Here is an 18802-nt window from a genome sequence, read left to right on the forward strand (position 1 = left end):
CCAGCCAGCGCGCCTCTGCTCACGATCGCGGGAATGGAATTAGTGGGACGAAACCGGCGATCCCGTCTCGGGATGGATCTCGGCCGCCATCATGCCCTTGGAGCCGGGCCCGAACCGGACCAGGACATACTGGCCGGGCCGCAACTCGGTCATGCCGAAGCGGCGCAGCGTCTCCATGTGCACGAAGATGTCGGGGGTGCCCTCGCCGCGGGTCAGGAAGCCGAAACCGCGCAGCCGGTTGAACCATTTGACCTGAGCCCGCTCCAGCCCGCTGGTCGCCGTCACCGTGACATGGGTGCGCGGCGGCAGCATCTGCGCCGGATGGATCGCAGTCGACTCGTCCATCGAGACCACGCGGAACGCCTGGTAGCCCTTGGCGCGCTGGATGCACTCGACGACGATGCGGGCGCCCTCGTAGGCGGTCTGGAAGCCGTCGCGCCTAAGCACGGTGACGTGCAGGAGCACGTCGGGCCAGCCATTGTCGGGAACGATGAAGCCGTAGCCTTTTGAGGCGTCGAACCATTTGATGACGCCGTGAACCTCGACGAGGTTGGCGCTGCTCTCACCAAGTCCGGTGAACGGACTGAGTGCACTGTCGCGACCGCCACCGCCGTGTTCGCCCACCGCGGGAACTCCGACCTTCTTGGACTCAAATCCGTCCGACGACCCCATAACCCCGGACCCCACACATGCCATGCAACCCGCCTGAATGGCGGCGCCGAATCACGCGTCTTTAGAGAATCTTCTCAACTCGACGCGACGCAGATCTTTCGACTCAAAAGATAACACTCCCGGTTGCGACGCATAGACAAAAAAGAGATTCGGCGGAACCTATGAACAGCTTGCACAGCCGCGAATCAAATTGCTGCCTCAATTACCGACAAAGGGCCCCAGCGTTTCGCCGATGTCGTGGCGGATCACGAGGTCGGCGATGTCGTCCTGCTCCGTCGGCTCGCGATTGACGATCACCAGGCGTGCACCCGATTCCTTCGCCATCATCGGAAAGCCCGCGGCCGGCCATACCACCAGCGAGGAACCGATCGCGATGAAGAGATCGCAGGCTTGCGACAGCGCCGTCGCGCGCTGCATCTCGTCCTCGGGCATTGTCTGGCCGAAGGAGATCGTGGCGGTCTTCACCGGCTCGTCGCACACGGTACAGTTGGGCGCGGCGCCCTCCTCGTCGAAGCGGCGCTTCACCCAATTAAGCGGATAGGCCTGCCTGCATCCAATGCAGCGCGCATACGTGGTGTTGCCGTGAAGTTCGATCACGTGATCGCTTGCGACGCCGGAGGCCTGATGCAGATTGTCGATGTTCTGGGTGATGATCGCGGGAACCTTGCCGGCGCGGTAGAGTGAGGCGAGCGCGCGATGGCCGCGGCCGGGCCTGGCTGCCGCAAAGACCTCCTCCATCGCGAAGCGCCGGCGCCAAGATTCGTCGCGCGCCTCCTGGCTGGCGACGAACTCGTCGAACGGGATCGGGCGGTTGCGCGTCCAAATTCCGCCCGGCGAGCGAAAGTCGGGGATGCCGCATTCGGTCGAGATGCCGGCGCCGGTGAACGGCACGATCCGTTTGGCTTCGGCGATCATGTCGCCAAGACGCTCGACGCCGCTGCGAAGATCCGATGCAATCAACGCCGCCTCCCGTTTTGCTTTTGTTTTACTGATTTGTTTTTGCGCTAGCTGCAACATGCGCAAGCGACAAGATTATTGACGCTGTTCTCCACCGCCACGCAAGACATGGTCGGCAATTTTTTCCGACCCTCGCTTATCACAATCCTGCAATGCCTCCTCCCCATTGACGCCCCAATCAGAAGCGCCAATGCATGTGTTGACGCGACTCAACGTGATTGCGGCGGCAGTGCTTGGGTTCAGTAGGACACATACTCACGTGCAGAGGGGATTTAACATGACCGAGGACGAACAACGCAAAATCCGCGAACGCGAAGAGATCGCCGCCCGTGTCGCCGCCTTCCGTGCCACCCAGGAAAAATTCAAGCGCGAACGTGAAGAGTATTTCGTGTCGACGCTCGACAACGCGCGCAAGGCGGAACGGCCCTCGCTCTGGCCGTAACGACACCGGATCACCGAGCATGAAAAAAGCCCGGAGCATTGCTCCGGGCTTTTCGTTTGTTCAGCCGTTACCAGTGACGGTAATAATGGTGGCGGCGGTAGTATGGTCCATCACCGTAATAAGCGTAGGGACCAGGGCCGTAAGCATAAGCGGGGCCGCCATAGTAGCCATACCGCGGGCCGTAGCCATAGCCGTAAGGATGCGACGCGGCGACGGCGCCCGCGGTGATGGCGCCGGCGGCAAGACCGAACGCGAGGCCCGGACCGATGCCGCGGCCGCGCGCCTCGGCAGGCGAAGGCGCCGCGACCGCGGTCACGCCAACGGCCGCGACGGTAGCCAGAACTGCCAGTGTCTTCCTCATCATGAATCTCCTCCTTCGTATCTCGCGCAGACAACGCCGGCGCGTTGCTATGGTTGCGCGCAAGCCTGTGGAACCGAGTTCGGAATAAATCCGGCCACGCATGGAACGGGCACGCGTTCCGCGAATTGTTTGCTCAAGTGCGGAAGCCTCCGCCGTCCGGTTGAGGCAACAGCACGAAGACCCCGTCAGCATCACCGATGCTGGCGGGGTTTTCAGTTCCACGCACAGCATTGGCAATGCGCCACAATTGCTGCCAGCGGGGAGCCGAGGAGGATAAAGTGCCGATATCCACGTTGCTGGCCCGTATCCGCAGGCTCGTTCCCAGATCCGGAGATCAGCATTACGACGAGATCGTCCGCAGTTTCGGTGTCGGTACGCTGCGCCCGCCGCCGACCCCGATGAGCGACGGCGAACTGGCGCGGGCGATTGCCGAGTTCCTTAAGGAACAGCCGTCGAGCGAGTCCGTAGGCGCCCTCGGCCGGCGGCTCGACCCCACCACCCCACTTTGAGGCGCCGGTCCGCCTTTGTCCGGGAACATGCGCTTCGCGCGCACGTTGGCGTAGCCTTCAAGGAGAAAGGAGGCCGACATGCCCGTTTGGCTCGAAATCCTGCTCAACCTGTCCGGCTATGCCGGCTTCGTGGCGCTCGCCTCACACGGCACCGCGTGCCCAAGCAATTGCGCCGACCATCAGACCTCCACCGACGACCGTTAATTCGTGTGCGGTAGCTGGCCCGCCGTACGCATCAGCCTGTCGGCTTTGACCGCGACACGCGTGTCCTCGAGCTGTGGCCGCAGCGAGACGCTGATCACCACGAAAGCCAGACAAAAGAGCGTGCCGACGATGGCGATGCGCCGGTAGGTGTGGGGGTCGCCCTGATAAAAGGACGGTTCTGAAAAAGGTGTCATGAATTCGTTCTTGGCAAAATTGCTTGTTGGCCAAAGTCGCTTGTTGGCCAAAGTCGGATCGCGTCTTCGCCAGACACCTATCGCAAGTGGCGGCAAGTGCAACGCGATTGCGCTTTTAACCTAACCGAATAGGGTTATCGGCTTCGCGGCAAGCTTCCGTTAGGAGTTCGCCAAGCCTCTTCAGAACAAGCGTCTTCAGAACAAGCGTCTTCAGAACACGCGTCTTCAGAACTCGGCGAGCCGCTTCAGGCTCGCGCGAAAACCGAGGCTGCGATGGCCTGCGACCAGCACGGTGCCGAACACCTCGGCCGTGTCGTCGCTGAACGTCCCGGAGAAGCCGCTCGTTGCCTCCACTCCGCCGAACAGCGGCCGGGCGAAGCCATCCGCAAACGGCGTGTGCTGGTTGGTGACAAGCTCGCCCTTCCAGGTCCCGTGTTTCGAAGGGCCGTTGTTCGAATTGCCGTTCCGGATCGTGTAGGCGCCGCGCGACCAGAAATACGGCCCGCCGCCGAGCAGAACGCCGTCACGCAGAATCAGCACGCCGCTGTCGCGGCCCTTCACGCCGTCGAGCATGTGGATGTGGATGGAATAAAGCCCGTTCTTCATGTTGCGTCCGCCGGGGCAACGATAGCGCCGGAGACGGAGAGCGTCGAGGAGTGAAGCGAAGGTGTGGTGATCCGTCGTCCGGCATTGTTCCAGCTTCGCCTGCCTTTCGTTCTAGGAGAACGAATCAGGAATCGCAGAAATCGGCAGGAAGCAAGTCTTAATATATTGTTCGCATGCAAACGAGCGCCGTCGCCAACGATCGCGCGCTCACATGGCGTCTTCGGACTTCGACCGCGGTGGCACCTGCGACACCGAGGGCCTGTCGTTGCGCAAGCGCGGGTGCCGGTCGTACCAAAACACTTTTGCGATCTCGGCGAACATCTCGAGCAACAGCACGCATCCATGTCGCGTCTCCCTCGCCTCACTCGTAGCGAGGACAGGCGAACGGGACTGTGCGAAGCATCACGCCGGCTTGGTCAGGAAAGGCGTGTCCCGGATCGACACAGAAGCCACGACTTGTTCTGCATCCGACTCCATTTCGTTCGCAAGGAACGAATCAGGTCGAGAAATCCAGCGCAAAACGATCCCTAACGATCGGTGAAGGCGCGCGCGATTGCCTGTTGTCATCGAGATAGTGCGATGCTCATCACGCCGCTCGCTTCGCCGTATCCTTCGATAGAGCCTTCTCCGAAAAGCATTCGAGGATCTGGATGCGGAGTTCTTCCGCGGCCGGACCATCAAGCTTCCTGAGCTGATTCCAGAGCCTGATCACTTCGCGTTGTTTCTCGACAGTCATGGGCACCTCCAAAGAATGTCGCTGCCAAAAGAGATGCCTCACTAGAACAAAATGGGAACAACAAGTCCAGCCCCTCCCGTGAAATTCGCCGGGCACATCGCCTTGAGCCTTCCGCGCGCCGACGGTTGCTTTTTAGGTTTTCAACCTTAAGTTCGAGCCACGGCGCGGCGGCTAGGCGCTGAAATCCCTTCCCCGCCAGCCAAGAAGGCTCCGTGCGAAAGCGCGGGGTTTTCTTTTGGGGAACGCGCCACCGCCCTCCCCGTTAGTCATTCCGGAGCTAGGGATCGTGACCAGAAAATACTACGCCGTCGAAGTGGTGCGTCAGATCGAAGAGACCGTGGAGATCATGGTCGAAGCGCCGGATCAGACCGCCGCACATGATGCAGCGCTCGCGCACCTGAAGGCGCGCGGCTCCGAATATCAGTGGCTCAATCCCAAATGCGATCTCATCGTCTGGCGCGAGCGCCAGGTCGATACGCCGGCGATCATCGACGTGTCCGTATCGCCGGACTAGCGGCCGGAACGAGTTTTCCCGCCCCGCGTTGTCAGGTCGAATTCGGTGGTGCTGGCGGCATGTCGCAACGCGGCCGACCAGCTTGAAGAGCCCCGGTCCCCAAGACCGGGGTTTTTCTTGAGGCGGCCGCAGGAGGCGACTCGATTCGAACGAGGGCCCGAACAGCAAAGCAGCCACCCGGGTGTTATGCCGGGTGGCTGCTTTGAGAACTGTCGACGCTCGCCCCTGTCCGCCTGTTAGACCAGCAAAGTCAGACCGACAAATTGTCGGTCATGCCGGGTGGGACTTCGCCTTGCTTGGTCCGCTCGGCGAGAAGCTCCTTTTCGGCCTCATACCAGAAGGTGTCCATCGTGCCTGCGGGCTCGCCAGCCTCCTTCCAGAGGTGATAGGCCCGATTTCGAATCTCTTCTTCGCTGAGACCAGTCATGTGATTTCTCCCTTTCGGAAGCAAAGCCTGACGACGCCCTAGAGTTCCTTAAGAGAGTTCCTTATTGGTTCAGCACAAGCAAGCAATCATTGCAGCGCTCCGCGAAAAGAAGCCTCCGCAACGAAAACGCGAGCCCTTAGACGGAGTCTTTGGCCACCTTCAGCGGCGAGGCCTTCACCGACTTGCTCGCCGGCTTCGCGGCGAACTGCATCGGCTCCTTGGTGAAGGGATTGACGCCCATGCGGGCTTCGGTCGCCGGCTTGTTCACCACCGACATCTTCACGAAGCCGGGAATGACGAACTCGCCGGACTCGTTGAGCTCCTTGTAGCCGACCGTCGCCATGTACTCGATGACCGACTTCACGTCGTTCTTCGACAGCTGCGTGCCCTCGGCAATTGCATCGATCAACTGAGTCTTGGTCATCTTCGCCATGTCTGAATTTCCTTCTGTGCGCGCGAGCAGGCTTTGCTCAAGACGCGGTCCGACCGCGCAACGCGCTTCTGTTTCATGCCAACTTTCATGAAGTGACGGGGCTTAGAACCCATCGACGCCCAAAACGCAAGCAGGGGTTCTGCGGAGGGCCGGACGCCCCGGCAAAGATGCCGCAGCTTGCGCCGTTTTCGCGTTGAACCATTTTCTCCCTGAGCCGTCTAACTCTTTGAAGTCCCCAAGCTTCACCCCCATCAGAGAGCCCCGCTTCCCCCAGGCGGGGCTTTCGTTTTTGCCTGGACCCGGCCCCGCACTGCCATCAGGCTGGCCCCCGAGGTCTGCGCCCGGCCACCCCGGTGACCGTCACAAGGCAGGTTCTCTTTTTCGGCCATCTCCTGCATAATGCGGCATGGCAAAAACAAAAGTGACCTTCAAAACCGTCCGCATTGCAGACAACGACTGGAAAATCCTGGCGGATTACCCGGACAGCGAACAGCGCGAAATCAAGGGCTTCACCAGCAAGGCAGACGCCGACGACTGGATCAATGGCGACCGCAAGATCGCGTGGCTCCGCTCCCAGGGATACGCCAAGTAAACCGCACATGAGTCACGCGCGTATCGCGTGACGCCCGTATGGGTATGAGGCGCGCTTCGTCCCTCCCGCTCCATAGGTTCTTTCCGTGCCGGCGCCTTGCCGAGCAAGCGGCAACGCCCGCGCGTCCTATCGGCTGGACGGGAGCGCCTGGTCGATAAACCTTTGGCTGGGCATGCGCCGTTGAGACTTCGGTAACCTAACGCCTCCAAGCTCCTCTTAGTATCGTTGCGTTGGAGTACCCCACAGTGCTGGATTTTAACGAGCTGCGTGAACTCGCGGCCGATGTTCGCGTGTTCGTCGACATTGCCGAAGACAAGGCCGAAGCGCTTCGCGCCGTCATCACAGCCTATGACGTGGTGCTCGCGATCTTCCCGTCGGGAGAGGGCATGGGTCTCCACGTCATCAAGGGCGGCGAGATCCTGGACAGGATTGCAAACTCACGAACCAATACGAGCTACAGCCACACAGCCATTGCGGTTCCCGACCTGGAGCACGCGGAAGTGCTCAAGCACCTGACGGGCCCGGCCGATCAGCGGCTTGCGGCTTAGAGCGTTTTCAAATTCGCGGGACGAAAACGCGTCACAACAATCTGGAGCAGTTCTGATTCAAGCAGAACCGACAACGCCTCGTTGCAGACGAGAATTTTTGCAGTCCAGAACGCCTTGTTTTAGGAACACGGTTTCTGCGCTCCCGTTGGCCCACACAACCAACCAGGAGTTTGAGATGAAGAAGCTCGTCATTGCGACCGCCGCCCTCGGCCTCATGTGCGGCTCTGCCTTGGCCCAGACCCAGACCGGCCCCGCCGCGCAGTCCGACAACATGCAGAAGCCCGGCATGACCAACACGGACAAGGGCACGAAGAGCAGCGGCACGACCGGCGTGAGCCATGACGGCATGAGCAAGGGCGGAATGGTGAGGCCCGACGCCTCCGGCCAGGGCGGCTCCGGCCCGGGCAGCGACCAGGGCGGTACCAAGACCCGCAGCAACAAGAAGTAAGCCGGTTTCCTGTACGGCTCGCTTCCCGGCCGCGTCGCTTCCACAAGCGGCGCGGCCATTTCATGAGAAGGGTCTTTGGAACCTGTCGAATGCACTCCTCACAATCGTGCGCGCACCGGAACGGTCAGGTCTTGCCGCGAGTTGCCCCATCTCCAGCAAGGAGATCGTCATGAGCGTTGAAGGTAAAGTGAAGGAAGGCGCCGGATTCATCAAAGAAGAGATGAACGAACACGGCAAGTCCCCCGAGAGCCAGAAGAAGGCCCAGGAAGGTCGCGACTTGCGCAACGAAGGCCGGATCGAAGACGGCAAGCCGCCGAAGACGACGAAGCCGGGCACCGGTCACTAGATCGCGTTCGAAACCCCGTTTGGTGAAAGCCGCCCCTGGTCATGTCAGGGGCGGTTTTTCACGTTCATGACCAGCCGATACGTGCCCATGCGATCTTCCGAAGCTGTGATCCTCCGAAGGTGCAGTCCTACAAAAATAGCCGGAGGCTCGAAGCATGCAGGGCGATGGCTGGTAGAACGCTCCGGCTGTTGTATGGTCGAACGTTTCTTGTGAGGGGCTGATGAAGATTGCCATTGTTGTCGCCGGCTTGATCGTTGTTGTTGCCGCCGTTCTCGTGGCGGTACAGCCCGGCTTTCTAAAGCCTGCGTCTATGGCACTCGTGAAGAAGTCCGACATCCTCGGCTTTTCGCCAGGGATGACATTCGACGAAACCAACAAGCTCGTCACGCAACGTCGCTACCGCTGCCGTCAGATTCGCGATTCCTACGTCCTGGAGTGCGCAGTCGACGGCGCCAAGGTCACGATCTTTGCCGACGACGTTGACCCTGGGAATCCTGATCCCAAACATCCCATCTGGCGCGTCATTGCGGAGTTGAACAATCCGGGTCCCCAAGACGCTGCCGTCAAATCGATCTCCGACCAGTTCAACGCCCAGCCAACCAGGGACGCCCGGGACGGATGGATATGGACTGTCGGCCGTGGGCTCAAGCTGAGCTACGACGGCGCCGCCTTGAAGCTGGTGGACGAGGCTGAGGAAATCAGGCGTGGCAAGCAGGAAGCAAAGCGCTAGGGAGCGCGACGCCGGGTGCCCTTCAGTGACGAAACCGGTTGACGGCCAACAGCGGCAGCCATGATCCCAGCACCATGCAGATCGCAATGGCTGCGACTAGGACGTATTTCAGGGGATGTTGCGAGGACGCGAGCGAACCTTCGAGGTGAAGGTATGGCAGCATCGCCTCCACGGCCATCCCGATCAGGGCAACCGCAACCAGCCCGCCAACCGCCGAAGCGAACAGGTTGACGATCCATCCGATCGCGCCGCGCTCGTTCGACCAAGCCTCGTAGATCGCGACAGCCAGCATCACGAGCACAAAGACCAGCATGAAGCTCATCGAGCCGCCGACGCTCGCCTTCGACCCGAAGATTTCCACCAGCAGCATGGCCGCCACCGCGAGCAGTGTGATCGCCTTCACGACTTTCCTCTTTGGTGTCTCAGCACATAGGCCGCGAAGCCAATTCCGATGCCGAGCAGGCTTTGCAGCATGGCGGTTGGTCGCGCCGGGCTTCGCCGGGGTTCAACAAATTGCACTCGGAGAACTGCAGGACCGCCGCGCAGTGACGACCGAAGGCCGGGGACCGATCTATGCAGCTTGCCTATTGGAAAGCCGCTCGAACGCCGTGATGGCCCGGTTGGCCAGCATGAGGCGTCTGTGCTCGCCCTTGCGGACCATCTCTTCGACGGCGGCCGAGAGAAAGCGGCTGGTGAACGGCGCGTCGCTGACTTGTCCGGTGCGCTCCAGATAATCCCAGGCGATCTGCACGGAATGTTCGATGAGATGGGACAGGTTCTCGCTCATGCAGAACCTACGCTTGGCGGGAGCGCTTGTTCCGCGCTGGCCAGTAGGTCGGTTCTTCATGGCAGATCTCGAGACGTTCAATTTCCGCACGTTTTCGACTGACGAACAAATGAGGAACGACAAGCGCGCGCCGACGTTAGGTGGAAAAGGAGAGATCGCGATGGCTGACAAGACAGCTGACAACACCGGGGACAACACACAAAAGGATCCGAAGGATTGGGTTTCCGGCGACGACCCGATGACCGGCGCCCAGGAATCCTACCTCAAGACCCTCGCCGAGCAGGCGCACAAGCCCCTCCCCAAGAAGGATCTGACCAAGGCAGAGGCGTCAGAGCTGATCGACACGATGCGGCAAAAGGCCGGGCTCGAGAAGTAGACAGCGGGCATGTACGCCCCGCCCCTGCGAGACGGAAGAACATGACTCACCGATGATCAGAAGTGTCGCGGGAAGGTTGCAGGCGTTCGGCCAACGCTGCATTCACAAACGTTGAGCGCGCTGCATTTCGTCGGGCACAGACAGCGTCGATTGAGCGCACGATCCCGCAATGTCGATTCCACAACTTCAATGCCGGGATCGCGGCCTGTCGCTTTGCGAGCCGGGCACTCATCCTGCTTTGCCTTGCTTCACGTCATGTACGATGTCACCGATGGTGCTTCCCACGACAATCGCGGCAACAACAGGCCAACCGGCGGCTACCATAAGGATGGCCCCGTAGCGCATGTCTTCGCCGGGCCGTTTGTAACTGTCTCGGCCCGAGAACAGGAGCACCGCGATCAGCCAGCCAACTGCGTATCGTCTAAACCATTTCACGACGAGAGACCTTCGTTTACGGGCATTCGTCGCCTCGAACTCCGTCGTGGTTCATGATGTCGGCCGTCCGGCCGCTCGCCGGCAGGCGAAATTTCAGACGATCATGCAAGGCGCGTCAGGCGCCTTGCATGACCTGCTGCCGCTCATTTTCTTGAGCGCGCTGAGCATCGGCTCCGCGCCGAGCTCAGTTCTGTCACTTCGGCAGATCGCGGATTGCCAGCTTGATGACTGTAAGGACAACGAAAGCGGGCGCCCCGTAAACGATGGCGTTCACGGCCCAAGTGATGGCGACGCCCAAGAAAACGGAACTGCCGACAGCTCCCCAGAAAAGGTAAGCTGCGGATATACCCGGCATCTCCCATGCCATCACAGGGGTGGAGTAGTCGGTTAGCTGCTCCATGACGAGCAGCACCGTCGAGACGAGGGCCCCGATTGCCAGTGCGACGGTGAGAACGGATTTCATTGTCTTCAAAGGCCCAACAGCGCCATCACGATCGGAATCATAAAAAAGGCTGCCAGGCCGAGGAGGCCTCCTACGGCAATCTTCACCCAACGCCGTTGAATTTTCGGCTCGAGCCATGTCGCCAGTTTGACCCAGAGCGCATACGCCCATCCGGCAACAATCGAGCGGATAAGTGCAAACAGAAGCTCGCCTAGAATATTGGCCATAGCGGTTAGTCGCGTCAGTTCCGCGGGGAGTTCATCTGCCAACGGCTAAACAACCCCGTGTCCCCCGTGAGTGAGGTGGCCCAGTTCTGCGATTTGCGTCACGTTCTGAGGACCCGGTTAGCGCTGTGGGGCTTCGTGAAGGGCTCGTTTTCTAGCGCTTGAGCAATGCCATCGCCATTCACGGCGCGCTCGGCGCGGCATCGTGACTGCTGACATCAGGGTGGCAGCAGCGGTGTGCGACGAGCCCCGCGATGCCGCTCAAATCTGCGGTCAACCAAAGGACATGCCATGAAGTTCGCCTCCACTCGCCTGATCGCTACTGACATCAAAATCATGGTTTCGTTCTACGAAATGGTGACCGGATGTTCCGCCGAATGGCTCGCGCCGGTGTTCGCCAAGATCGTGACGCCGGGCGCCAACCTCGCAATCGGCGCAGCCGAGCCGGTCACGCTCTGGAAAGAAAACAGTGCCGAGCCCGGCGCGAACCGCACCGCCGTGATCGAGTTTCAGGTTGAAGACATCGATGCGGATTATCAGCGCCTGAAAGACAAGGTTACGCTGGTGCACGAGTTGAAAACGATGCCATGGGGCAACAGGACGTTCCAGTTTCGCGACCCCGAAGGCACGGCGGTATCGCTCTTCATGCCGCCGATCGAGCAGGCCGGACACCGCCTCGCGGCGCAATAGGTCGCGGCAGCAGACCGCCCCGCACACACAGCCAATGGCGCGTGTGCGGCACTGGATTTTCGGTGAGAGTGCATTGAAATTTCGCCGGCTGATTTACTTCATCAGCCGGCTTCACCCTCATGCACATGTGCACCCGCCCCCTGCCCCTCCCCGGATTTTCCTGCTATCTCCTACTCCCTTCGGCTCGGCCGAACCAAAAACCCTCCATCCACCCAGGGAGCAACAACCATGCGATACCTCCACACCATGCTGCGCGTGCGCAATCTCGATGTCGCGCTGAAGTTTTACCAGGATGCGCTGGGGCTGAAGGAGGTTCGGCGGATCGAGAACGACAAGGGGCGTTTCACGCTGGTGTTCCTGTGCTCGTCGGACGATCTCGAGGCGCTGAAGAAGCAGCCGCAGACGCGCGGCGCGCCGCTGGTCGAGCTCACCTGGAATTGGGACGAGGAAAGATACGGCGAGGATCGCTTCTTCGGCCATCTCGCCTATGAAGTCGACGACATCTACGCGACCTGCGAGAAGCTGATGAAGGCCGACGTCACCATCAACCGTCCGCCGCGCGACGGCAACATGGCCTTCGTCCGCTCGCCGGATTTGCACTCGATCGAGCTGTTGCAGAAGGGCGATCCGAAGCCGCCGCAGGAGCCGTGGTCGTCGATGCCCAACATCGGCCATTGGTAGGCCTTTTTGCCGGAACCAGCCCCCCTCCTAAGCGTTCTCTCTTCGACAATGCAATTGGAGGAGGACGCGATGGGACGCGGAATTTTGTTGTGGATGCTGGGCGTGCCGATCCCGGTGATCATCTTGCTGTGGCTGTTCTTCGGCCGCTGATCGCCTGACCAGGCTTTGCCTTGCAACGAAAGCTCCGCCTCGGGCGGAGCTTTTGCATGCGAGGATCGGCGCAATCGCGCGTCGCCCGCCGCAGTGGATTCCGCTATCACCTGCGCCGAAAGAAACGCCTGGGGAGGATGACGTGCCGGACCAAAAGCTGACGATCTGGGGCCGCGCCAATTCGGTCAACGTGCAGAAGGTGCTGTGGTGCCTCGCCGAGCTCGGCCTGGCTTACGAGCGCATCGACGCCGGCATGGCGTTCGGCAAGACCCGCGAGGCCGACTATCTCGCGATGAACCCCAATGCGCGGATCCCGACGCTGGTTGAGGGCGACTTCACGCTGTGGGAATCCAATTCGATCATGCGCTATTTCTGCCTCGCGCATGGGCGCGGCACGCCGATCTATCCCGAGGCGCCGAGGCTGCGCGCCAGCGTCGACCGCTGGCTCGACTGGACGCTGTCGATGGTGCAGCCGGTCGACCGCCCGGTGTTCTGGGGCATCGTGCGCACGCCGCCCGCCGAGCGCGAGATGATCCAGGTGCAAAAGGATGCCGATGCCGCCGCCGAGGTCTGGGCCATCGCGGACCGCCTGCTCTCCACGCGTCCGTTCATGGACGGCGATGCGTTCACGCTCGCCGACATCGCGGTTGGCGCCTATGCGCGGCGCTGGCTCGGCGTCGAGGGCATCACCCGGCCCGCGCAGCCGCATCTGACGCGCTGGCTCGCCGAACTCGGCAAACGGCCCGGTTTTGCGCAATTTGTGGCACCGCCGATGTCGTGAGCGGTGGCGCGGCTTAAAGTCCGTTACGAGCACGATGAATCGGCATTTTGCCGCGCGGCGCCGGGAGATGGCGGCTACTGTGCATGGGGTTGTTTTCGCGTTTTTTTGTTTAGGGCCAGCCGCGCTCGAACAGCAGCACGCAGAAAATCAGCACGAGCGTGACCGCCGCGGTGCCCAGCCGCGCAGTCCAGCTCAGGCCGCGGCCGACCCACCACAGCAGCGCGCAATACATCACGAACGGGACGATGATCTCGGGCCGCATGATGTCCGGCGGCATGGGGGCTCAGCGCCTGACCGTGGTCTCGACGCTGATCGAGCCGCCGATCTTGACGCAGGTGCCGGTGCTCTCGACCAGATGGAAGCCGCGGCCATAGGCGGCGCAGGAGCCCGCTTTCGCGCTCCCGCCGGCACCGTTCAGCGGCAAGGCCTTGCCGGCCTGTGGGCGCTCCGGAGGCGGCAGACGCAAGGCTTCCGCCGCGGCCGCGGCCGTCGTCAGCAACGAGATCAGGATGAGGAGCGGCGCACGCATGCAGGCCGTTCTAGCCCGGACCGGCGTCGCGCGCCATCGGGGTCGCTTTGCCCGGGGATCAGATGAACTTGATGCCGGCCGATTTGCCGCGGCGCCACACCACCTGGCAGCTCCGCCCGGTCCGCGCATCGCGCGCGAACGCCATCCGGATCACGCCCGGGAGCTGGCTCGCATCCTCGTCCAGCGTGATCTTGGCGCCCGTGGCGGAGATGTCCTGGACCAGGCATTGCCGCGCTGCGAATCCGCCGTCGAGCGTGATCCAGGCATGCTGCGACAGCGACTTGCGGGCTGCGCGCTTCTTGGGCGGTGGCATCGGCTTAAATTCTCCCAGTCCAGCGCTAGCTCAGGGAACCTAAGAAACCGTTGAATTCGGCCGACCGATCCTTGGGTGGGATGCTATCCACCGGTGCCAAAAGACCGTTCCCGAACGGCTTGCCCAGGGCGCCAAAGGCCATTATAGGTTCGCCCGCTGCAGCCGCCGGGCATGACTCGGGCGGCCAGCGGCCGTGCCGCGAAAAGCGGCGGGGCCCTGGGTTTGCTCCCTTCGTCTATCGGTTAGGACGCCACCCTTTCACGGTGGAGAGAGCGGTTCGATTCCGCTAGGGAGCGCCATCATCCGCCGTTGGATGACAGGGCGAAATCTGCCGCCCCGCATGAACCTCCCCGCCCCTCGCCTCCGACCAAGGTCCAGATGGAACTGGATGCAGGCCGATGGCGCAGCACAAATCTCCCTCGGACGACCAGGCCGGGATTGCCTCGCCGACGCCTCCGCCATGGATCCACCGCACGGCAGCCTACGTGCCGGAGCGGCGCGCCAGAATGCTGGAGCACATGGCGCGCGCCAGGTCGCTGCCTCGGGCAACGCCTGCGTTGGAGCCGTCGCATACGGCCGGCACGAACATTCTCGGGGACGCCTGCGGCTACGCCGTCCTGTTCGGCATCATCGCGCTGCTGTTTCAGTCGCGCGTTCCTCTCTACCTCGGCGCCTTTCTCTTCTTCACCGATGGCGAGCGCATCGAACTCGCTCTTGCAAAGATCGGCATCCGTCTCGAGCTTGGTACGATCGGGCCCGACATCATCAAGGGCTTCGTATCCCTGTTCGGATGGTTCGCGCTGCTGGCATCGCTGAAAGCGTCCGTCCCCGCCTGGCTCGCGACATGGATGCTTCCAGACACATCGTGGTCCTTGCTCGCCGGAATCGCTCTTTTGTTCGCCATCGTCGAAGCATTCGCAACGCGCGCGATGCAGCATGCATTGCCGTGGTTCGGATTTGAGAGGCGACCGAGCGGCCTGGCCTGCGCGACGATCAAGCTCGCTATGGCCCTTGGCGTGCTGGCTCTGCTGGTGCTGCTCGGATGACGCGATCGTGAGGTCACGGGCCTGACAATCGCGGCGCTATGCCGCCCGCCCCGATCTGCGCATTTACCGGAAATTTACCCCTGCTCGTGAGCGCCGGTATCATTTGCTTAGAATTTGATTGCTACCGTGGAATTACGGAAAACCTCCGAAACACGATTGGCGCCCATGTCCGTCGCAGAGTTCCTCAGACAGCGTGCCGTGCATGTCACCGTGAGTGGCAGCTACTCGCTGCCGCGTTGGTACGATTGCGAGGGCAAGCTCCGTACCTTCGCCTGCCGCACCAGCCGCGTTTCACCGTTCCGCATGATGGTCGACGTTCCCGTAGTCGGAAAGGTCGGCGAGCGCGTGACCTCCTACTTCCAGGATTTTGGCGAATTCCAATGCACCATCAGCGCGACGCTGAAATCGGGCTTCCTGATGGAGCTCGACATGACGCGGGCCCGGCGCGCCTGGATGTCGGAAAAGCTGACCTGGCTCGAGAAGAAGCAAAAGGACGCCAGCGTCCAGGAGCTGCGGAATGACGCGCGCTTCGTTCCGCAGGTCGCGCACACCTTCCTGACGCTCGCCGACGGCAGCACCCATGCCTGCTTCATCATCGACGTCTCCACGGCCGGTGTCGCGATATCCTGCGAATACGATCCGCCAGTGGGAACCCCGCTTGCGGTCGGCGCTTGCGTCGGGCGCGTGATCCGCAAATTCGAAAACGGCTTTGCTGTCAAATTCGCCGAAAAGCAGTCGCGGGACGACGTCGTCCGGCTGATCGTCCGCACGGCCATGCTGCAATCGGCCTGATCCTCCGGCCGCGCTGCCCTATCGCAGCCCTATTTCGAGATAAGCTTTTGAAGGTCCGCGCCTCGTTCCGGACGTCATTTGCAGACTTGCGATCGGGGGACCGAATGGCAGTCGAGAAAATTACAGTCGATAAGGTCAGAGTCGACAAGATCACCTGGGACAGGGTCGGCCGGGTCACCGAGCCCGGACGCTACATGTACACGTTCGGCTGGCTCACCATCACCGCCGACGATCTCGATATCTGGAAGCAATACCCGCAGGCCGCGTTCACGCTGATGGCGCAGCATTCCGAGCCGGACGCGTCCACCGGCGAGGAGTTCCATCTCGGCGCCTTCGACGTCGCGCCCGACGCGCCGCCGCCGCTCACCACGCATTGAGACAGTCAAAGCGGGCTACGATCGGCAGCCAGCCGCCGCGGCAGGGCGCGTGGCGGGAACGCGTGGCACGCCCGTTGCTTTATCATTGCCATGACTCACATCCCCGCCTTCGATCAGGCCTTTCTGCTGTTGCTCATCGTGCTCTGCCTTGGTACGTGCCTTATCCGCGCCTTCTGGGAGGTGGAGCAACTCCGGGGCCGGCGCACCGCGTCCCCATCCCGCGCGATCAAGCGTGACTAGACCGGCTCGGCCGGCCGTGCGTAGCCCGGACGGGGCAATCCCGGCTCTGGACTTGCCGCGGCGACACGTGCATCGTCAATCGAAGAAACCTGCACATTGCCTTGATCTGACTTACCAATCGCGATCCGATGACGGGCTCGCGACCGTTGTCATGGGATGACGAGGTGGTTCTGTCATGCAATTGATTGCGCTCGTTATTCTGCACCTCGGCGACTGTCCTGATGAACGCAGGCTGTCACGCTTGTTAAGAGACGCGACAGCAAGCGCATGACACAAGGTCGCATCAGGGAATGTAGATAAGCGGATCAAGGGAACCTATTTTCGACGCCGATGTACCTGATTGAAGCGTTACCCACCGTCATCGGAACGGCCGCCATTGCCCCGGCGCTGCTGATGCTGTGGCTCGTCATTGCCGCCGAGGAACGCCCCGGACCGCCGGCCCAGGTCTGGACCGCTTTCCTGCTCGGCGCGGCCAGCATTTCGCTGCTGGGCCTGGCCCGCGCCCCTTTCGCCAAGATGGTTGCGGCCCCGGACAACCCGTGGGCGGCACTGGCCATGCATTCGATCTTCGGCGTCGCGCTGCCGGAGGAAGCGGTCAAGGTGATCGCGATCGTGCTGGTCGCCTCGACCAAGCGGCGGACCTTCGCCAATCCGATGGACACTGTGGTCTATGGCGCTGCCGTCGGCCTGGGCTTCGCCGCCTACGAGAACCTTGCCTATCTCGTCCAGCACGCCGAAATGTGGCGCTCGCTGGCCGCCTTGCGCAGCGTGCTGACCGTGCCGTTCCACGGCGCGCTCGGTATTATCGCCGGCGCCTATCTGACCATCGCGCGCGCCGGCACGGCGCTGGGTGCCAACCGCCATCATCGCGACTGGGCTCGTCTCTCCAGCCGGCTGCTGATCTTCGCAGGTCCGCTCGCCCTGCATTCGGCCTTCGACTTCCCCCTGCTCACGCTTCAGCGCATGCCGGATCTCGATCCGGCGCTGCGGATGTGGTTGGGCGGCGCGAGCCTGCTGATCGGCTTCAGCTCGATCGCCTTCGCTATCCGCCTGGTACGGCGCGTCGCGCGCCATCACGCGCCCCGAACCGACGTCGCGCGCGAGCGCCTCAGCCAGCTCCGCCGGATGTGGGCGCTGCTGCTTGCCGGTGGCGGCGTCGGCTTTCTCGGGCTCGCCTTCGTGCTGACCTCGATCCATCACTGGCTCATCAATCCCGAGCGCAATCTGACGCTGGCCCTGATCCCGATCGGCCTGGTCTCGATCCTGCTCGGCCTCGCACTTCTGATCGTCACGACCGCGATCTATGTTCTCGGCCGCAACCGCATCCGCACCAGCGGCGAAGGTTTTTCGTCGGCGCACGGCGGCGGCTGAGCCGCGGGATGGCAAGCGCGGTGTGCACGTACTAGACTAGCTTGAGGACACACCTCTCGATCCGGAGCCTGCCCATGACATCGCCTGAGGATTTTTCCCGGCTGCAATCCGCCATGAGCGGGACGGTCAAGGCACATTGGAAGGCCTTTCTGTTCGAAGGCATCCTGCTTGCGGTGCTTGGCGTCGCCGCGCTGATCCTGCCGCCGCTCGCAAGCCTTGCGATTGCGATCTTCCTCGGCTGGATGTTCCTGATCAGCGGCATCGGCGGATTGATCGCCACCTATTGGGCGCGCAGCACGCCGGGCTTCTGGTGGTCGCTGATCTCGGCCGCGCTGGCCGTGCTTGCAGGCATGCTGCTGCTGGCGCGGCCGATCCAGGCCGTGCTGACGCTGACCATCGTGCTCGGCGCCTATTTCCTCGCCGAGGGCGTCGCCACCATCATGTACGCGCTGGAGCATCGCCGCGAGCCGGGCGGCCGCTGGTCGTGGCTCCTGATCTCGGGCCTCGTCGACATCGCGATCTCGTTCATGGTGATCACGGGACTGCCGAGCTCGGCGGAATGGGCGATCGGTATCCTCGTCGGCATCAACCTGCTGTTCGGCGGCGCCACCCTGATCGGCATGGCGCTGGCGGCACGCAAAAGCAACAGTTGAGGCGCCGCGTGGCCGTCACGTCTATTGGGGGGTGACAAGCCGCCGATCGCACGCTATATGACGGGCGATGATCACCCTCGTCACCAGCTATATTTGGTACTTTAGCTACGACAGCTCGCTGGCGGCAGGAGGATCGCGCTCAATCTGAAACATTGCAGCAAACGTCCGAACAAGCCGCCAGACCTGGCGGCTTTTT

Annotated in this window: 34 protein-coding genes and 1 tRNA gene; 19 read left to right on the plus strand and 16 right to left on the minus strand. The window is 62.1% G+C overall.

From position 1 onward, the window contains the following. Positions 1 to 39: 39 nt before the first annotated feature. Both AB3L03_RS00485 and AB3L03_RS00490 read right to left on the minus strand, forming a co-directional pair. The gene (locus tag AB3L03_RS00485) at positions 40 to 672 is read right to left on the minus strand and encodes a cold-shock protein (RefSeq protein WP_368508059.1); all 633 of its coding nucleotides are present in this window, start codon (positions 670 to 672) and stop codon (positions 40 to 42) included. A 198-nt stretch (positions 673 to 870) separates the two neighbouring features. Beyond that, positions 871 to 1632 carry an NAD-dependent protein deacetylase gene (locus AB3L03_RS00490; RefSeq protein WP_368508060.1) on the minus strand — a complete coding sequence of 254 codons (762 nt, stop codon included), beginning with the start codon at positions 1630 to 1632 and terminating at the stop codon, positions 871 to 873. A 274-nt stretch (positions 1633 to 1906) separates the two neighbouring features. Here AB3L03_RS00490 and AB3L03_RS00495 point away from each other — a divergent pair, with 274 nt between their 5' ends. Further along, on the plus strand, positions 1907 to 2071 hold the full coding sequence (locus tag AB3L03_RS00495) for a hypothetical protein (RefSeq protein ID WP_018457755.1): 165 nt from the start codon (positions 1907 to 1909) through the stop codon (positions 2069 to 2071). A gap of 67 nt (positions 2072 to 2138) precedes the next feature. Here AB3L03_RS00495 and AB3L03_RS00500 read toward each other — a convergent pair whose 3' ends face one another. Continuing rightward, a complete protein-coding gene (locus AB3L03_RS00500; RefSeq protein WP_026233439.1) occupies positions 2139 to 2432 on the minus strand; it encodes a hypothetical protein in 294 nt (97 codons plus the stop codon). A gap of 278 nt (positions 2433 to 2710) precedes the next feature. Here AB3L03_RS00500 and AB3L03_RS00505 point away from each other — a divergent pair, with 278 nt between their 5' ends. Next, the gene (locus AB3L03_RS00505; protein WP_026233438.1) at positions 2711 to 2941 is read left to right on the plus strand and encodes a hypothetical protein; all 231 of its coding nucleotides are present in this window, start codon (positions 2711 to 2713) and stop codon (positions 2939 to 2941) included. Between the two features lie 78 nt (positions 2942 to 3019). Further along, positions 3020 to 3145 carry a hypothetical protein gene (locus AB3L03_RS00510; protein ID WP_256464728.1) on the plus strand — a complete coding sequence of 42 codons (126 nt, stop codon included), beginning with the start codon at positions 3020 to 3022 and terminating at the stop codon, positions 3143 to 3145. Here the strand turns inward: AB3L03_RS00510 and AB3L03_RS00515 are convergent. From AB3L03_RS00515 to AB3L03_RS00530, 4 genes are all read right to left on the minus strand, one after another. Further along, complete coding sequence (locus AB3L03_RS00515) at positions 3142 to 3339, minus strand: hypothetical protein (protein WP_247405207.1); 198 nt, start codon at positions 3337 to 3339, stop codon at positions 3142 to 3144. The genes AB3L03_RS00510 and AB3L03_RS00515 overlap by 4 nt on opposite strands. A gap of 225 nt (positions 3340 to 3564) precedes the next feature. Continuing rightward, positions 3565 to 3945: a GrlR family regulatory protein gene (locus AB3L03_RS00520; RefSeq protein ID WP_368508061.1), complete on the minus strand. Its 381-nt coding sequence runs from the start codon at positions 3943 to 3945 to the stop codon at positions 3565 to 3567. A gap of 207 nt (positions 3946 to 4152) precedes the next feature. Beyond that, positions 4153 to 4275 (minus strand): hypothetical protein, encoded by a 123-nt coding sequence (locus AB3L03_RS00525; RefSeq protein ID WP_256465002.1) that lies wholly within the window; start codon positions 4273 to 4275, stop codon positions 4153 to 4155. 256 nt (positions 4276 to 4531) lie between these two features. Beyond that, on the minus strand, positions 4532 to 4681 hold the full coding sequence (locus AB3L03_RS00530; protein WP_018454370.1) for a hypothetical protein: 150 nt from the start codon (positions 4679 to 4681) through the stop codon (positions 4532 to 4534). Positions 4682 to 4967: 286 nt separating this feature from the next. Between AB3L03_RS00530 and AB3L03_RS00535 the strand changes: the two genes are divergently transcribed. Next, on the plus strand, positions 4968 to 5195 hold the full coding sequence (locus AB3L03_RS00535; RefSeq protein WP_018454371.1) for a hypothetical protein: 228 nt from the start codon (positions 4968 to 4970) through the stop codon (positions 5193 to 5195). A gap of 250 nt (positions 5196 to 5445) precedes the next feature. On the opposite strand, the gene AB3L03_RS00540 is transcribed toward AB3L03_RS00535, so the two are convergent. Continuing rightward, complete coding sequence (locus tag AB3L03_RS00540; protein WP_018454372.1) at positions 5446 to 5622, minus strand: DUF2934 domain-containing protein; 177 nt, start codon at positions 5620 to 5622, stop codon at positions 5446 to 5448. Between the two features lie 136 nt (positions 5623 to 5758). Further along, the gene (locus AB3L03_RS00545) at positions 5759 to 6055 is read right to left on the minus strand and encodes an HU family DNA-binding protein (RefSeq protein ID WP_007591377.1); all 297 of its coding nucleotides are present in this window, start codon (positions 6053 to 6055) and stop codon (positions 5759 to 5761) included. A 406-nt stretch (positions 6056 to 6461) separates the two neighbouring features. Between AB3L03_RS00545 and AB3L03_RS00550 the strand changes: the two genes are divergently transcribed. From AB3L03_RS00550 to AB3L03_RS00570, 5 genes are all read left to right on the plus strand, one after another. Continuing rightward, on the plus strand, positions 6462 to 6647 hold the full coding sequence (locus AB3L03_RS00550) for a hypothetical protein (RefSeq protein ID WP_007591378.1): 186 nt from the start codon (positions 6462 to 6464) through the stop codon (positions 6645 to 6647). A gap of 245 nt (positions 6648 to 6892) precedes the next feature. Beyond that, positions 6893 to 7195, plus strand: a complete 303-nt coding sequence (locus AB3L03_RS00555) for a hypothetical protein (protein ID WP_018454373.1) — start codon at positions 6893 to 6895, stop codon at positions 7193 to 7195. Between the two features lie 175 nt (positions 7196 to 7370). Further along, entirely contained in the window at positions 7371 to 7643 is a 273-nt protein-coding gene (locus AB3L03_RS00560) for a hypothetical protein (RefSeq protein ID WP_368508062.1), read from the plus strand. Positions 7644 to 7812: 169 nt separating this feature from the next. Beyond that, complete coding sequence (locus AB3L03_RS00565) at positions 7813 to 7989, plus strand: hypothetical protein (RefSeq protein WP_007610124.1); 177 nt, start codon at positions 7813 to 7815, stop codon at positions 7987 to 7989. A gap of 220 nt (positions 7990 to 8209) precedes the next feature. Then, the gene (locus AB3L03_RS00570; RefSeq protein WP_247368484.1) at positions 8210 to 8719 is read left to right on the plus strand and encodes a hypothetical protein; all 510 of its coding nucleotides are present in this window, start codon (positions 8210 to 8212) and stop codon (positions 8717 to 8719) included. Between the two features lie 22 nt (positions 8720 to 8741). Here the strand turns inward: AB3L03_RS00570 and AB3L03_RS00575 are convergent, their stop codons facing one another. After that, positions 8742 to 9122, minus strand: a complete 381-nt coding sequence (locus AB3L03_RS00575) for a hypothetical protein (protein ID WP_018454376.1) — start codon at positions 9120 to 9122, stop codon at positions 8742 to 8744. Positions 9123 to 9290: 168 nt separating this feature from the next. Continuing rightward, the gene (locus tag AB3L03_RS00580) at positions 9291 to 9506 is read right to left on the minus strand and encodes a hypothetical protein (RefSeq protein ID WP_018454377.1); all 216 of its coding nucleotides are present in this window, start codon (positions 9504 to 9506) and stop codon (positions 9291 to 9293) included. Positions 9507 to 9666: 160 nt separating this feature from the next. Here AB3L03_RS00580 and AB3L03_RS00585 point away from each other — a divergent pair, with 160 nt between their 5' ends. Then, positions 9667 to 9882, plus strand: coding sequence for a DUF3072 domain-containing protein (locus AB3L03_RS00585; RefSeq protein ID WP_026232720.1), 216 nt, complete (start codon positions 9667 to 9669; stop codon positions 9880 to 9882). Positions 9883 to 10510: 628 nt separating this feature from the next. Here AB3L03_RS00585 and AB3L03_RS00590 read toward each other — a convergent pair. Continuing rightward, positions 10511 to 10780 (minus strand): hypothetical protein, encoded by a 270-nt coding sequence (locus AB3L03_RS00590; protein WP_018454380.1) that lies wholly within the window; start codon positions 10778 to 10780, stop codon positions 10511 to 10513. A gap of 5 nt (positions 10781 to 10785) precedes the next feature. Continuing rightward, a complete protein-coding gene (locus tag AB3L03_RS00595) occupies positions 10786 to 10986 on the minus strand; it encodes a hypothetical protein (RefSeq protein ID WP_018454381.1) in 201 nt (66 codons plus the stop codon). A 288-nt stretch (positions 10987 to 11274) separates the two neighbouring features. Here AB3L03_RS00595 and AB3L03_RS00600 point away from each other — a divergent pair, with 288 nt between their 5' ends. The 3 genes from AB3L03_RS00600 to AB3L03_RS00610 all read left to right on the plus strand — a co-directional run bounded on the left by AB3L03_RS00600 (position 11275) and on the right by AB3L03_RS00610 (position 13285). Beyond that, positions 11275 to 11673 carry a VOC family protein gene (locus AB3L03_RS00600; protein ID WP_368508063.1) on the plus strand — a complete coding sequence of 133 codons (399 nt, stop codon included), beginning with the start codon at positions 11275 to 11277 and terminating at the stop codon, positions 11671 to 11673. A gap of 228 nt (positions 11674 to 11901) precedes the next feature. Further along, positions 11902 to 12354: a VOC family protein gene (locus tag AB3L03_RS00605; RefSeq protein ID WP_368508064.1), complete on the plus strand. Its 453-nt coding sequence runs from the start codon at positions 11902 to 11904 to the stop codon at positions 12352 to 12354. 292 nt (positions 12355 to 12646) lie between these two features. Beyond that, positions 12647 to 13285, plus strand: a complete 639-nt coding sequence (locus AB3L03_RS00610) for a glutathione S-transferase family protein (protein ID WP_247338025.1) — start codon at positions 12647 to 12649, stop codon at positions 13283 to 13285. Between the two features lie 109 nt (positions 13286 to 13394). Here the strand turns inward: AB3L03_RS00610 and AB3L03_RS00615 are convergent, their stop codons facing one another. The 3 genes from AB3L03_RS00615 to AB3L03_RS00625 are packed head-to-tail and all read right to left on the minus strand — an operon-like array spanning position 13395 to position 14127. Beyond that, complete coding sequence (locus AB3L03_RS00615; protein ID WP_018454385.1) at positions 13395 to 13562, minus strand: hypothetical protein; 168 nt, start codon at positions 13560 to 13562, stop codon at positions 13395 to 13397. Positions 13563 to 13568: 6 nt separating this feature from the next. Then, positions 13569 to 13814, minus strand: a complete 246-nt coding sequence (locus AB3L03_RS00620) for a hypothetical protein (RefSeq protein ID WP_018454386.1) — start codon at positions 13812 to 13814, stop codon at positions 13569 to 13571. A 58-nt stretch (positions 13815 to 13872) separates the two neighbouring features. Next, complete coding sequence (locus AB3L03_RS00625) at positions 13873 to 14127, minus strand: PilZ domain-containing protein (protein WP_007591415.1); 255 nt, start codon at positions 14125 to 14127, stop codon at positions 13873 to 13875. A 224-nt stretch (positions 14128 to 14351) separates the two neighbouring features. Between AB3L03_RS00625 and AB3L03_RS00630 the strand changes: the two genes are divergently transcribed. The 6 genes from AB3L03_RS00630 (at position 14352) to AB3L03_RS00655 (ending at position 18606) form a co-directional block, all read left to right on the plus strand. Beyond that, a tRNA-Glu gene (locus tag AB3L03_RS00630) sits at positions 14352 to 14426 on the plus strand. 99 nt (positions 14427 to 14525) lie between these two features. Then, the gene (locus tag AB3L03_RS00635) at positions 14526 to 15173 is read left to right on the plus strand and encodes a hypothetical protein (protein ID WP_368508065.1); all 648 of its coding nucleotides are present in this window, start codon (positions 14526 to 14528) and stop codon (positions 15171 to 15173) included. A gap of 165 nt (positions 15174 to 15338) precedes the next feature. Continuing rightward, on the plus strand, positions 15339 to 15965 hold the full coding sequence (locus AB3L03_RS00640) for a pilus assembly protein PilZ (protein WP_018454388.1): 627 nt from the start codon (positions 15339 to 15341) through the stop codon (positions 15963 to 15965). 104 nt (positions 15966 to 16069) lie between these two features. Beyond that, positions 16070 to 16342 carry a hypothetical protein gene (locus AB3L03_RS00645; RefSeq protein ID WP_018454389.1) on the plus strand — a complete coding sequence of 91 codons (273 nt, stop codon included), beginning with the start codon at positions 16070 to 16072 and terminating at the stop codon, positions 16340 to 16342. A 570-nt stretch (positions 16343 to 16912) separates the two neighbouring features. After that, the gene (locus AB3L03_RS00650; RefSeq protein WP_018454391.1) at positions 16913 to 17953 is read left to right on the plus strand and encodes a PrsW family glutamic-type intramembrane protease; all 1041 of its coding nucleotides are present in this window, start codon (positions 16913 to 16915) and stop codon (positions 17951 to 17953) included. Between the two features lie 74 nt (positions 17954 to 18027). After that, a complete protein-coding gene (locus AB3L03_RS00655; RefSeq protein ID WP_026232724.1) occupies positions 18028 to 18606 on the plus strand; it encodes an HdeD family acid-resistance protein in 579 nt (192 codons plus the stop codon). Positions 18607 to 18802 lie beyond the last annotated feature (196 nt).

Source organism: Bradyrhizobium lupini, from assembly GCF_040939785.1.
Classification (GTDB): Bacteria; Pseudomonadota; Alphaproteobacteria; order Rhizobiales; family Xanthobacteraceae; genus Bradyrhizobium; species Bradyrhizobium canariense_D.

What these genes read in the sequence shown, in the direction of transcription:
- AB3L03_RS00580 (WP_018454377.1), bottom strand. Translation starts at nt 9,506, where the DNA reads ATGAGCGAGAACCTGTCCCATCTCATCGAACATTCCGTGCAGATCGCC.
- AB3L03_RS00585 (WP_026232720.1), top strand. Translation starts at nt 9,667, where the DNA reads ATGGCTGACAAGACAGCTGACAACACCGGGGACAACACACAAAAGGAT.
- AB3L03_RS00495 (WP_018457755.1), top strand. Translation starts at nt 1,907, where the DNA reads ATGACCGAGGACGAACAACGCAAAATCCGCGAACGCGAAGAGATCGCC.
- AB3L03_RS00600 (WP_368508063.1), top strand. Translation starts at nt 11,275, where the DNA reads ATGAAGTTCGCCTCCACTCGCCTGATCGCTACTGACATCAAAATCATG.
- AB3L03_RS00550 (WP_007591378.1), top strand. Translation starts at nt 6,462, where the DNA reads ATGGCAAAAACAAAAGTGACCTTCAAAACCGTCCGCATTGCAGACAAC.
- AB3L03_RS00520 (WP_368508061.1), bottom strand. Translation starts at nt 3,945, where the DNA reads ATGAAGAACGGGCTTTATTCCATCCACATCCACATGCTCGACGGCGTG.
- AB3L03_RS00485 (WP_368508059.1), bottom strand. Translation starts at nt 672, where the DNA reads ATGGGGTCGTCGGACGGATTTGAGTCCAAGAAGGTCGGAGTTCCCGCG.
- AB3L03_RS00640 (WP_018454388.1), top strand. Translation starts at nt 15,339, where the DNA reads ATGTCCGTCGCAGAGTTCCTCAGACAGCGTGCCGTGCATGTCACCGTG.
- AB3L03_RS00565 (WP_007610124.1), top strand. Translation starts at nt 7,813, where the DNA reads ATGAGCGTTGAAGGTAAAGTGAAGGAAGGCGCCGGATTCATCAAAGAA.
- AB3L03_RS00545 (WP_007591377.1), bottom strand. Translation starts at nt 6,055, where the DNA reads ATGGCGAAGATGACCAAGACTCAGTTGATCGATGCAATTGCCGAGGGC.
- AB3L03_RS00620 (WP_018454386.1), bottom strand. Translation starts at nt 13,814, where the DNA reads ATGCGTGCGCCGCTCCTCATCCTGATCTCGTTGCTGACGACGGCCGCG.
- AB3L03_RS00595 (WP_018454381.1), bottom strand. Translation starts at nt 10,986, where the DNA reads ATGGCCAATATTCTAGGCGAGCTTCTGTTTGCACTTATCCGCTCGATT.
- AB3L03_RS00625 (WP_007591415.1), bottom strand. Translation starts at nt 14,127, where the DNA reads ATGCCACCGCCCAAGAAGCGCGCAGCCCGCAAGTCGCTGTCGCAGCAT.
- AB3L03_RS00500 (WP_026233439.1), bottom strand. Translation starts at nt 2,432, where the DNA reads ATGAGGAAGACACTGGCAGTTCTGGCTACCGTCGCGGCCGTTGGCGTG.
- AB3L03_RS00560 (WP_368508062.1), top strand. Translation starts at nt 7,371, where the DNA reads ATGAAGAAGCTCGTCATTGCGACCGCCGCCCTCGGCCTCATGTGCGGC.
- AB3L03_RS00650 (WP_018454391.1), top strand. Translation starts at nt 16,913, where the DNA reads ATGTACCTGATTGAAGCGTTACCCACCGTCATCGGAACGGCCGCCATT.
- AB3L03_RS00515 (WP_247405207.1), bottom strand. Translation starts at nt 3,339, where the DNA reads ATGACACCTTTTTCAGAACCGTCCTTTTATCAGGGCGACCCCCACACC.
- AB3L03_RS00590 (WP_018454380.1), bottom strand. Translation starts at nt 10,780, where the DNA reads ATGAAATCCGTTCTCACCGTCGCACTGGCAATCGGGGCCCTCGTCTCG.
- AB3L03_RS00570 (WP_247368484.1), top strand. Translation starts at nt 8,210, where the DNA reads ATGAAGATTGCCATTGTTGTCGCCGGCTTGATCGTTGTTGTTGCCGCC.
- AB3L03_RS00540 (WP_018454372.1), bottom strand. Translation starts at nt 5,622, where the DNA reads ATGACTGGTCTCAGCGAAGAAGAGATTCGAAATCGGGCCTATCACCTC.
- AB3L03_RS00655 (WP_026232724.1), top strand. Translation starts at nt 18,028, where the DNA reads ATGACATCGCCTGAGGATTTTTCCCGGCTGCAATCCGCCATGAGCGGG.
- AB3L03_RS00645 (WP_018454389.1), top strand. Translation starts at nt 16,070, where the DNA reads ATGGCAGTCGAGAAAATTACAGTCGATAAGGTCAGAGTCGACAAGATC.
- AB3L03_RS00635 (WP_368508065.1), top strand. Translation starts at nt 14,526, where the DNA reads ATGGCGCAGCACAAATCTCCCTCGGACGACCAGGCCGGGATTGCCTCG.
- AB3L03_RS00510 (WP_256464728.1), top strand. Translation starts at nt 3,020, where the DNA reads ATGCCCGTTTGGCTCGAAATCCTGCTCAACCTGTCCGGCTATGCCGGC.
- AB3L03_RS00530 (WP_018454370.1), bottom strand. Translation starts at nt 4,681, where the DNA reads ATGACTGTCGAGAAACAACGCGAAGTGATCAGGCTCTGGAATCAGCTC.
- AB3L03_RS00605 (WP_368508064.1), top strand. Translation starts at nt 11,902, where the DNA reads ATGCGATACCTCCACACCATGCTGCGCGTGCGCAATCTCGATGTCGCG.
- AB3L03_RS00615 (WP_018454385.1), bottom strand. Translation starts at nt 13,562, where the DNA reads ATGCCGCCGGACATCATGCGGCCCGAGATCATCGTCCCGTTCGTGATG.